General features: G+C 34.7%; 11 protein-coding genes. 9 read left to right on the top strand and 2 right to left on the bottom strand.

Annotation, left to right across the window (positions count from 1 at the left end):
- On the bottom strand, positions 1-193 hold a 193-nt coding region (locus tag ERX27_RS09905; RefSeq protein ID WP_133432668.1), incomplete at its 3' end, for a DUF4372 domain-containing protein.
- Between the two features lie 205 nt (positions 194-398).
- Here ERX27_RS09905 and ERX27_RS11425 point away from each other — a divergent pair.
- Complete coding sequence (locus ERX27_RS11425) at positions 399-572, top strand: hypothetical protein (protein ID WP_165983146.1); 174 nt, start codon at positions 399-401, stop codon at positions 570-572.
- 46 nt (positions 573-618) lie between these two features.
- On the opposite strand, the gene ERX27_RS09900 is transcribed toward ERX27_RS11425, so the two are convergent.
- Positions 619-816, bottom strand: a complete 198-nt coding sequence (locus ERX27_RS09900) for a hypothetical protein (protein ID WP_133432667.1) — start codon at positions 814-816, stop codon at positions 619-621.
- A gap of 102 nt (positions 817-918) precedes the next feature.
- Here ERX27_RS09900 and ERX27_RS09895 point away from each other — a divergent pair, with 102 nt between their 5' ends.
- The 8 genes from ERX27_RS09895 (at position 919) to ERX27_RS09860 (ending at position 12186) form a co-directional block, all read left to right on the top strand.
- Positions 919-1155, top strand: a complete 237-nt coding sequence (locus tag ERX27_RS09895; protein WP_133432666.1) for a hypothetical protein — start codon at positions 919-921, stop codon at positions 1153-1155.
- A 307-nt stretch (positions 1156-1462) separates the two neighbouring features.
- Entirely contained in the window at positions 1463-3112 is a 1650-nt protein-coding gene (locus ERX27_RS09890; RefSeq protein WP_133432665.1) for an N-6 DNA methylase, read from the top strand.
- Positions 3113-3640: a hypothetical protein gene (locus ERX27_RS09885; RefSeq protein ID WP_133432664.1), complete on the top strand. Its 528-nt coding sequence runs from the start codon at positions 3113-3115 to the stop codon at positions 3638-3640. It abuts the gene before it with no gap.
- 159 nt (positions 3641-3799) lie between these two features.
- On the top strand, positions 3800-5731 hold the full coding sequence (locus ERX27_RS09880; protein ID WP_133432663.1) for a hypothetical protein: 1932 nt from the start codon (positions 3800-3802) through the stop codon (positions 5729-5731).
- Positions 5732-5911: 180 nt separating this feature from the next.
- Positions 5912-8701 (top strand): type I restriction endonuclease subunit R, encoded by a 2790-nt coding sequence (locus tag ERX27_RS09875; protein WP_133432662.1) that lies wholly within the window; start codon positions 5912-5914, stop codon positions 8699-8701.
- Positions 8702-8798: 97 nt separating this feature from the next.
- Entirely contained in the window at positions 8799-9356 is a 558-nt protein-coding gene (locus ERX27_RS09870; RefSeq protein ID WP_133432661.1) for a restriction endonuclease subunit S, read from the top strand.
- Between the two features lie 48 nt (positions 9357-9404).
- Positions 9405-10952: a type I restriction-modification system subunit M gene (locus ERX27_RS09865; protein ID WP_133432669.1), complete on the top strand. Its 1548-nt coding sequence runs from the start codon at positions 9405-9407 to the stop codon at positions 10950-10952.
- Between the two features lies 1 nt (position 10953).
- A complete protein-coding gene (locus tag ERX27_RS09860) occupies positions 10954-12186 on the top strand; it encodes a restriction endonuclease subunit S (protein WP_133432660.1) in 1233 nt (410 codons plus the stop codon).
- Positions 12187-12190: the final 4 nt, after the last annotated feature.

Here is a 12190-nt window from a genome sequence, read left to right as displayed (position 1 = left end):
GAAAAAACACTGTCACTGACAGACTTTCGGTCTCAAATAACTGTGAATATAACAGGAGTTTAATGAAAGCACAGGTATCTAGCTTCTTTGTATAGTAGTCTAAGTTCAGGATTTTCACCTGTTGAGAAATTTTCTTGAAATCTATCGGTGAAATCCATTGTTCAAATGATGATTTTCTAGTAAACTTATTCATGTTGAGATCCTTTGTATTGGATTTGGATGTGTATTACTACCTCCAACCATTATAAAGGACTTTTTTTGTACAGAAAATAAATTTTTAGAATATTCCATTTAAAACCGTAGGTTGAAATATTTTTATGCAACACTAGTGAAAATAAATACTATAATTAAAATGCTTACAGAAAAACAGATACCTTAAATGAAGAGGGGAGACAGCCATGCTTAAAATACTGAAAAAGTTATTTTCTAAAAAGGACAACGACAAGAAGAATGACTGGCCACCAAAACATTCAAATAGCTTATCGGATAAGGATATTGAACGCAGACTTGATGATGTAAAGTATGATGCGAATAAGGACATTCAGTATAGAGACGGTGGCGATATATCATAAAAATATGAAAAAGTCCCAGAACAAATGGAAATTCCAGGACTTTCATTTATTTAATATGAAACTGATAATCGTTCGTCCACTCATTCGTAATCACCAACTCGTAATCCAGCCCACGAGCATCTGCGCCCCTGACTAATTGATTGATTTCCTGCCAGTTGAAATAGGATTCGGTTAGAAGAAGGATAGCACCTACATTGATAATCAGCAGTGTAGTAATAAGGGTTCGCCACAATTGTTTAGACATTATGATCACCGTATTCCTTTATTTGTTAATAATAGTATATAAGGAAACACTGATAATTGGAAGATAATTCAATAAATTTATAACTCAATTAGAAGGAGAGTCATGATTTCTGAAGAAAGACTGGCAATCCTTGGTCGTATTAATAATGAAAAAGAAAATATGCTGAAATTTATCGAAAATCCCAGTAAGAAAAATGAAAAAGCGGATAATAAAGTAAGCGATACGTTCACTGTTGGTTTTAGAAATGAGTCTTCACTACCTGAAACACATGAGTATTACAGCAGATTAGCACGACAACTAAAAGAATATATACTGGTTAGGGCCTCTGTCATTGGATAAAGCAATCAATTTATATAGCAAGATACTTTATGGCAATGGGCCGACTGAACATGATTACGTCTGAATCCTGATAACGACTGATAGCTCAATCGACGAGGAAGGCTAATACTGTGTTATAGAAGGAAGACTGAAAAAACGCTGAAATTTCAGCGTTTTTTTTATTTTTTAATTCAGAGATTTAAGCAAAGATTTTAATTATAATATTTTATTTGGTTTTTATTAACCAAATTTATTTACATTCTAAATACACTGTGCTATATTTAATTTATCAAATAAATGGTTAATTATAACCAAAAGGAGAACATAATTGGATAACAAACAAAAAATATGGCGCTTCCTTGATTCAATCCGTAGTTTTGGCAAGATTGACTCACTGACGTTGATTCAGATTTATAAAGACTGGCTGCAGACGGGTGAGTTTAATCTCGATCAGCTTTCTTTTATGACTGATGAACAGAAAAATGAATTTAAAAAACTGCTTATAGGACTTAGCAATGAAGAGAAGAACAATTTATTCTACATAATCAACAGTATGGAACGCTCAAATGACCTCTTCGTCTTTGAAGAGGGGGAGAAACTGGCAATTCAGATTTTTGAAAGGCTGGCTGCGACAGACGGTACGGTACTCGATATCGGGTCAGGTTCCGGTCACTTCCTGCGCGAGATGCATCATGCGGGGATAGGTTCTGCCTATGAGGGTGAGGAGATCAACAAAAATGCGGCAGAAATCGCTGAAACTCTTTCTAAATTAAGCGACATCAGACGATTTGATGTTAAAACGACGGATTCACTGACAAACTGGAATGATAAGCAGTACGACATGGTCTACAGCAATATGCCTTTCCTCGGCAGAATACCGCAGGAAGTGCGTAATGAACTGCCGAAGTTGATGAATAAACCGCCGCTTGCAGTTGCTAAAATCGGTATTTCAGACTGGGTATTTATGCTGCGAATTTATGAGTCGCTGAAAGACAATGGAATCGGTATAGGAATTGTCAGAGGAGCTGCTCTTAATGCGATCCGTGACAAGGAAGTCCGTCGTTGGTTTATTGAAGAGAAATGTATTAAAGCAATTATCCAGCTGCCGGCCGCACTGATGGATTATACAGCAGTTCCTACTTTTATGATTATCCTCGATAAGCAGGACAACGACCGGATTATGATCATGGATGCGAGCGAAGAATGCGTCAAAGGCAGCATTAGAAACCATAATGCCTTCAGTGATGACAATATAGAAACCATCCTGCACGCACTCTTCAACGAAACGAAAATCTCGAAATACGTCACACATCAGGAAATTGCGGAAGTTGACTATAACCTGCATCCACAGGTTCATATGATGAACTCAGAACTGAGCCTTGTTAATCCGGTCAAGCTGAGCTCTATCGCAGAACTGATTCGAGGCCGAGACATCGACAAGAAGACACTGGATGCTGATAAGGATAAGACGCAGGCAGGCTACCTGCTGAACCTCAGTGATATTGAGACTATCTTTATCGACGAACTAGGGCAGTCTATCAGCGAGGAGTTGCTGGAAGCAAACAGCAAGATGCGTGTGAAAGAGAACGACCTCATTATCACAAGCCGCGGGTCTAAACTACGCGTTGCCATTATCGATCAAGCAACAGCGGATAAGAAAGTCATCGTGAGTTCTAATATCACGATTATCAGACCAGATGTGACGAAGATAAATCCGTACTATCTGCTTGCCTATATGAACAGCGAACTCGGTATGTATATGATCAATCGCATGAATACAGGCAGTGTGATATTCACATTTACTAACAAGAAGCTGGCAGAATATCAGGTGCCGATGTTAACAGAGGAAGAGATGGATACAATCTCAGATGAAATGAAGCTCGAACTCGCGAATTATAAACGCCTGCTGAGAGATATCAAGAAGTTCAACGATAAGTTACCGACAATCTACACCCAATTCAAAAAGGAGGAATACTAAATGCAACTTGCTGCTGATAGGTTAATGGAGATGCTGGAGGAACTATTTGAGAGAATCAAGCTTGAAGCGATTATGGAGAACAGAACAGGTAATATCGAGACCTTCAAAGTGAAGTACGACCTGGGAGAAACGCAAGAAGCGGCCTACAGCTTCAATGAAAAATCCAAAATCCTCATCATAGGTGTGAACACGGCTTCCATTAAAGCAAAAGACATTCAGGGCATCTTCAAAGCAGCGAGTATTCCCGAGCAGTTTGAGATTATCAGCTACGATGAAGCCAAGAACTTCAACCTGAAGAAGCTCGAATATACAACCGCCTACTCAGACATCTTCATCGGCACAGTGCCTCATTCTATGAAAGGCATGGGTGACATGAGCAGCGGGCTGTTGAAACTGGAAGAGGGATCTGAAGTCATCTATCCGAAATTGCATGTCTTGCGGAAAGAAAATAAGGAACTCGGCATCAATAAGACGAACCTGAAGCAGGCGATACAGAAATCGGCGTTGATGAAGATGAGAGCAGGATAAGTTTATACATATAAATAACCAATGTATATTAGAAGTAAGATTTCTTTAATGATATATCCTACTAGGAATACATAAATAAAATTACAAATCAAAATATGGAACATTAATTTAGAAATAAGAATTAATTATTAATATATAATTTTTTAAAAGGAGAAATAAGTGAACATTGAAAGGTATATACTTTTTCGCGAAGGATTAGTCTATCCAGGACTATTAATAAGAATTGTAGAAGCGATTAATAATACAGAAGAAACTTTGGAAAATATTGATGATTGTATATATATCCAACAAATTTTAAAATATATTAAGTGGCTTTCAACCAATAAAGAAGTAAGTGAAAAAATGTTAAATGAATCCGGCTTAACAAAAGAACTCCTAGACGAAGGTGAAAAAATCTTACAAAAAAGAATTAATATATACCTAAATACTATAAAGTTGGCCGATATACAAGTGTTCTTAAACAGTGATTCAATATATGACTTCAAACTTTTTCTAGATTTAATCAAAGATTATAAAAAAACAAACTTGATTAACCAAGAAACTTTTAATCAAATATTAGATGCTAGAAAAGTTCATCTTTATGATATTTTAAAAACCAATTGGTTCGTTGATGAGCATAAAGAAATTATAAAACACGAATTGATAAATAGTAAACAAGCTGCAAATATTTTAATAAAAGCAAATTATAAAAATAAGAATACTGAGAATGTAAAAAAACTAGAAGTTGATGATGAAACATTTTCTCAAATAATTGAGAAATATATTGATGAACTTAATATCATAGACTCAGACTTAAATATATTAAGTGATAGCAAAGGAGCATTATTTCAAATATCACCTGCTCTAAAACTTAAAGCGAAGAAAAAATATGATGAATTAACTAAAAAATTATTAAATAAACACTCTCCGGCAGGTTTAGAATTTGGTGTAAAAATAAAGCAAAATAAAGAACAAATACTTCCGATTACTTATTCCCAGGATGGTCATTATCTCGTAATGAATATCAATTCAAGTATTTGGGCGACTGATAATGACGAGTTACTAAATTATTTTTATTATAATACTTTCATCTTTAATGGTTATGGAGTATTAAATATTACTAACAAAGAAAACGGAGCATTAGCCTCATTATTTTCTATGGACTATGACAAATTTTACGAAATGGATACTGTCCAAAGAAGCTACTTTATGTATGATCAATCATTTTTGTATGTAATGAATGAGTTTCTAGAGCATAACAATAAAACAGTCTTAGATTTAATTCAACATTTTATAAATGATATATTAGTCAAGGACTATAAAATCGAAAACATCAAGTTTACATTACCTAAAAGTGAAGATCAGAATGAAATAAACAGAGATTTAAGTTTGAAGATTGAAACTTTGTTGAAGTATTATCAATATTATGTTGAGTATGGATATGTAAATACTGATGAAATTAAAATGGGATATTCTTTACCAAAGATTAAGGATTTAAAAAGCCAAAGCAAGATGTATATTAAAATCAAAAATGATTTTAATATCAATAAAATTTGTCAACTTTTGTATAATGATCAATCTCCACTATATATTTATTCAGTTACGGAACTCCAGACAAAAGGTTGTTTCTACCTACAGTTTGAAAATAATTCATTGGAAATTAATGATAAGTTAAAAGATAATGAACTTGTAATGTTCTTACTAGAACAAAACATTTTAAAAGAAGAAAACGATACCTTAAAGTTTATCGATTTTAATATTATTTCAGTTTTGTATCATTTATACAATAAGCATTATATGAACTTCTATTATTTAAATGGTTCAGTTCAAAATGAAATAAATAAACTAATTGAGTTAGGGTATGTGGAGTGGGAAAATGGATTATTTACAACTGAAGAAAGTAATATAGTCAGCTTTTTACTTAATAATGAACTATATGAAAATGCGGTTGCCGTAAGAAATAAATATGCACATCCAGAAACGTTGGATGAATATACGGGAAAAGAAGTATATGAAGATTTCATTACAATTCTGCAATTGTATATCTACATAATAATGAAGATAAACGATGATTGTCGAATAACACAATTTCTTAACAAAGAAAATCAATAACTATTTCTTAGAAAATTAGAGTTTTCAAATCAAAATAACTTACATAAAGTGCTGTAATCAATTCTAAGTCTGCAATAAATGCGGACTTTTTTTATTACACCATATATGGTATTCAATAGTTAATGTATAATTGGTATTAAGAGTAAATAAATGTATAAATACCGATAAGAAGGTGACCCTATGTCCTACCAATCCGAGCTTGCACTTGAAGAGCTGACTATCAGCCAGCTTGTCTCTAAAGGCTATGAACGTATCAGATTGAAAGATGATCAGGCTTTAATTAATAACTTCCGGCAAATCTTAAACGAACGACACATGGATAAACTGAATCATGAGCCGCTCTCAGATACTGAGTTCGACCGCTTGATGACGCAGATTAATGGTAAATCTGTTTTTGATAGTGCCATGATTCTGCGCGATAAATTCGTTTTAAAGCGTGATGATGAGTCAGAAGTCTATCTGGAGTTCTTCAATACTGAAAAATGGTGCCAGAATAGATTTCAGGTTACGAATCAGGTAACTGTTAATGATACCTACAAAGGTCGTTATGATATTACGCTCTTAATTAATGGGCTGCCTGTTACTCAGATTGAGCTGAAGAGAAGCGGTGTTGCGTTTTCTGAAGCTTTTAATCAGGTAGAGCGTTATCGCAGGCATAATTTTACGGGTCTATTCCGCTATGTTCAGCTTTTTGTTATTAGTAACAGTGTTGAAACACGTTACTATGCGAATAGTGACAAGGAGATAAATAAATCTCATATGTTCTACTGGAGCGATGAGAAGAATAATCGGATCAACAATTTAAAGGATTTTGTAGAATCGTTCCTCGAACCTTGTCATCTCGCTAAGATGATTGCACGTTACATGGTAGTGAATGAGACAGACCGCATTCTGATGGCGATGCGTCCTTATCAGGTGTATGCAGTTGAAGCGATTATCAATCGTGCACTTGAGACCAACAATAATGGTTACGTCTGGCATACGACAGGAAGCGGTAAGACATTGACCTCCTTCAAGGCAAGTCAGCTGCTTGCGAAAGAACCGGGTATCAGTAAAGTCATCTTCCTAGTCGATAGACGAGATCTTGACAGTCAGACTCTAGCTGAATTTAACAAGTTCGAAAAAGGCGCAGTGGATATGACTAATAATACCTATACACTGCTTAACCAGCTAGGTGACCGTTCAAAAACGCTGATTGTCACTACCATTCAGAAGATGGCTAATGCGATCAAGAGAAATCATCCTGTGATGAAGCAATACGAGACCGAGAAAGTCGTCTTTATTATTGATGAGTGTCATCGTACGCAGTTCGGTGAAATGCACCGGTTGATTAAACAGCAGTTCAAGAATACGCAGTACTTCGGATTCACGGGTACACCGCGATTCCTCGAAAATAAAAGTCAGGATGGACGAAGTACCGCAGATATCTTTGAGAAATCATTACATAACTACTTAATCAAAGATGCCATTCGTGATGGCAATGTACTGGGCTTCTCTGTTGAGTACATCAACACATTCAAAAACGAAGTCGATACGACGAATGAAGAGTTTGTAGAGTCTATCAATACGGATGAAGTCTGGATGGCTGATGAGCGTATTCAGATGGTAGCTGGACATATCTATCGTAATCATCATAAGAAGACGCGTAATCAGCAGTATTCAGCAATCTTTGCGACTCAGAAGATACCGATGGCAATGAAATATTATCGGGCACTTAAAGCTTTATCAGAACGAGAGGGAGAAAATGGACTTAAAATCGCAACCATCTTCACTTATCAGCCCAATCAGGATATGCGTGATGGTGAAGTGACGGAACACGCGAAAGATGAGTTGGAAAGTGTAATCAAAGACTATAACCAGACTTTCGGCACAAATTTCTCGACTGATACTTATGACAGTTACTTCGCAGATATCTCGAAACGTGTGAAGAAAGGCATCAAAGATCAGAAGATAGACATACTCATTGTCGTCAATATGTTCCTGACAGGCTTTGACTCCAAAGTACTGAATACACTATACGTGGATAAAAATCTGAAACATCATGATCTGATACAGGCCTACTCGCGTACTAACCGTATTGAAAAAGAAACAAAGCCTTATGGGAACATTGTTGCATACCGCAATCTGAAGAAAGCGACAGATGATGCCATCAAACTCTTCTCAGAGACAAATGATACAGAAGTAGTCTTAAGTCAGTCATATAATTTCTATCTGGCTAAGTTCCTAAAAACTCTTAGCGAGCTCTATAAAATGGCACCGGAGCCCTCACAAGTCGATGCGATAGAAGATGAAGAAAAACAGAAAGAATTTGTTGAGACCTTCAAGCAATTATCTAAGACCTTGCTGATGATGAAAACATTTGATGAGTTTGAATTCAATGAAGCGGTACTCGAGATTGACCAGCAGACATATGAGGACTTTAAGGGTAAATATCTGTATCTGTACGAAATGACAAAGAGACGTAATGACAGTGATAAAGCATCAATATTAGAAGATATAGACTTTGAAATTGAAATCATGCGCAACGATATGATCAATGTCAGTTACATCCTTAATCTATTACGAGACATCAATCTAGAAGATACAAAAGAACGTGATAAGACGAGAGAGCAGATTCACAAGTTACTTGATAAAGCAGATGATGAAAATCTACGTCTGAAGCGTGATTTAATCAGAGCATTCCTGGATAAAGTAGTCCCTAACTTACTGCCTGGGTCCAGTATTGATGATGCATTTATGGACTTTGAAGAGGAAGAGAAACAAAAAGCGATTGAGTTATTCTCTAAAAAGTTCGAATATCCGCAGCAGCAACTGAATCGATTAGTATCAGAATTTGAGTTCAGTGGTCAATTAGACCGATCAGAAGTTGGAAAGCCATTATCAGGTGGTTTAATTACGAAGCGTAAGAAGATAGATGAGATACAGACATTTATTAAAGAGACGTCAAAAATCTATAGTAATGAGAATTAATATATCAAATAGCGAGTAATTTTTTTAAATTACTCGCTATTTATTTATCTGAGGTTTATATTATTTATGTAATATTAATAAATTACATGGAGGGAATATGAAGTTAGATGAATTAATGTCTATTGAATCCGGAACTTTAGTATCCCGATTACAAAGTGATTCTAGTGGCAAAACTTATTATCTATATGATCAATCTTCATTTGCTGAGGATAATGGTGTCTTTATGACAGAGAAAGTAAGTCATAAGACAATTAAATTGAATGACGTATCAAAAGTTCAGATGATTCATCAAAATGATATTGTAGTTAACTTGGCAAGTTCGGAAAGTTCATTGGTAAGTAAAAAGCATGAAGGTTATATACTCCCTTATAACTATTGCAAGTTAAATAACTTTAGAAATATCGAGCCAGGGTACTTTCATTATTGGTTGAATTCATCTATAGAGGCAGCCTCTCAATTAAAGCTGATACACCAAGGTGCTACATTAATTAAAAAGTTATCAGTCCAACAGATTAAAGAGTTCTCTATCACATTGCCATCAAGTGAAAAACAGGAAGAAATTGCATTGCTGAATCAATCTCGAATGAAGCTGAAGTATTTGCAGGATAAAAGACATTATCTTTTATCAATTCTAATAAAAAATAAAGTTTTTTAACCATGGTGTTTAATAATAAAGATGAAAAAATTGGAGGAAATATTAATGATGTCAGTTACAGAAGCACAGAAACAGCAGCAAGCAGAATTGCATAAGAAACTATGGAGTATTGCAAATGATCTACGAGGTAATATGGATGCGAGTGAGTTCAGAAATTATATCTTAGGTTTAATCTTCTATCGCTTTCTTTCAGAAAAAACAGAAGAACAGATTAATGAGTTATTGAAAGACGATGATATCAGTTATGAAAATGCATGGGAAGATGCTGAATATAAAGAAGCCATCACTGATGAATTGACAAAACGTATTGGTTTCGTTATTGAACCTCAGTATTTATTCAGCAAGATGATTGCAGACATCATTGCTAACCAATTCAGTATTGAAGATCTCTCTAAAGCAGTAAGCAAAGTAGAAGAGTCAACATTAGGTCATGACAGTCAGGATGATTTCATCAACCTCTTTTCTGATATGGACTTAAATTCATCACGTCTCGGTAATAACGTATCAGCGCGTACAAAGTTAATTTCTAAAGTCATGATGAATTTATCTGAGTTACCATTCGTACATTCTGAACTAGAAATCGATATGCTAGGTGATGCGTACGAGTATATGATTGGGCAGTTTGCGGCGACAGCAGGTAAGAAGGCAGGAGAATTCTATACACCACAGCAGATCTCTAAAATTCTCGCTAAAATTGTCACAATGGGAAAGACAGATCTTAAAAACGTCTATGATCCTACTTGTGGATCAGGATCACTTCTTCTTCGTGTTGGTAAAGAAGCAAAAGTACGTCATTACTATGGCCAGGAATATAACAGTACAACTTATAACTTAGCCCGTATGAACATGTTACTTCATGATGTAAACTTCAATGCTTTCACAATAGAAAATGGAGACACATTGGAAGAACCAGCTGTTATTGAAGAGAAATTTGAAGCGGTTGTAGCGAATCCACCATACAGTGCGAAATGGTCAGCTGATAATAAATTCTTAGACGATGAGCGTTTCTCTGACTACGGCAAGCTAGCACCTAAATCAAAAGCAGACTTCGCATTTGTTCAGCATATGATCTATCACTTAGATGATAATGGCACAATGGCAGTTGTTTTACCACATGGTGTGTTGTTTCGTGGTGCAGCTGAAGGTGTGATTCGTAAGTATCTGATCGAAGAGAAAAACTATCTGGATGCAGTCATTGGGTTACCAGCTAATATCTTCTATGGTACAAGCATTCCAACATGTATCTTAGTATTCAAGAAGTGTCGTCAGATAGATGATAATGTCCTGTTTATTGATGCATCAGAAGAATTTGAAAAAGGGAAGAACCAAAATAATCTGACAAGCGTGCATGTTGATAAGATAGTTGAAACATTCCAAACAAGAGAAACAATTGATCGTTACAGCTATGCAGCGACGTTAGATGAAATAAAAGAAAATGACTATAACTTAAATATTCCGAGATATGTTGATACATTTGTTGAAGAAGAACCAGTTGATTTAGAAAACGTACAGCAAGAACTGAAAGATATCGATAAAGAGATTGCAGTACTAGAAGAAGAAATAAATGGATATTTAAAAGAATTAGGAGTCTTATAACATGACTAATGAAAAACGAGTACCAAAACTAAGATTTCCTGAGTTCAGTGGGGAGTGGGAAGAAAAAATCTTAGGTGATTCAATGACCCTCTTGAAAAGTGGATTATCAAGAGAACTGAGCTCAGAAGATATTGGTTATCCAGTTATCCGAGCAAATAACATTCAAAACTATAGATTAAAGTTACAAGATATAAAGTACTGGTATGTTAAAGATCCACAAGGAGCAAACACAGAGAATTATTTATTAGAAAAAAATGATATTTTAGTTAACTTTATTAATAGTGAAGCGAAGATGGGAACATCTTGTATTATAAAAAAAGAACTTCCAAGAAAAATGATTTATACTACAAATATATTAAGATACCAAGTTAATGAATTTAACGATTCCTATTTTCATTATTCGTATACTCAAACCCTAAATTATAAAAAATGGATAAGAATCATTACGAAGCCAGCAGTTAATCAAGCTAGTTTTACAACAGTAGATTTTAAAAAGATACCATATTTTGTACCTACTTTAAAGGAACAACAAAAAATTGGTGAGTTTTTTAGTAAGCTTGATCGACAGATTGAGTTGGAGGAGAAGAAGCTGGCGTTGTTGGAAGAGCAGAAGAAGGGGTATATGCAGAAGATTTTCTCGCAGGAATTGCGGTTCAAGGATGAGCATGGTGAGGATTATCCGGAGTGGGAGAAATTTAGAGTGGATGAAATATGCAATCTATCAATCGGATTCACTCCAAGCACAAAAGATGAATTACTATGGACTGGCAGCATTCCATGGATATCAATAGCTGGTATGAATTCAAAATATATAAAACAAGCCAACAAAACGATATCTAAGGAAGCAATAAGAAAAAAAGAAGCAGTCAAAGCTGGAACTTTAATAATGAGTTTCAAACTGACAATTGGAAATGTTGCAATATTGAAAAAAGATATGTATACAAATGAAGCCATATGTCACTTTAATTGGATACACAATAATATTAATAATGAATATGTTTATTATTATTTAAAAACTATTGATGTAAAATCATATGGTTCAAGAGCTGCTAAAGGTATAACTTTAAATAATGAAAGTTTAAATAGTATTTTATTAAAACTTCCTCAGAGAGAAGAACAAGATAAAATTTCTAATTTTTTAAAAACAATAGACGATAAAGTTACGCTTGTAAACGATAAAATTAAACTTAGAAAAGCACTTAAGGATTATTTTTTACAAAACATGCTGTTATAAACTA

Source organism: Macrococcus brunensis (assembly GCF_004359615.1).
GTDB classification, from domain to species: Bacteria; Bacillota; Bacilli; order Staphylococcales; family Staphylococcaceae; genus Macrococcus; species Macrococcus brunensis.
This window is presented reverse-complemented; position numbering and strand designations above follow the sequence as displayed.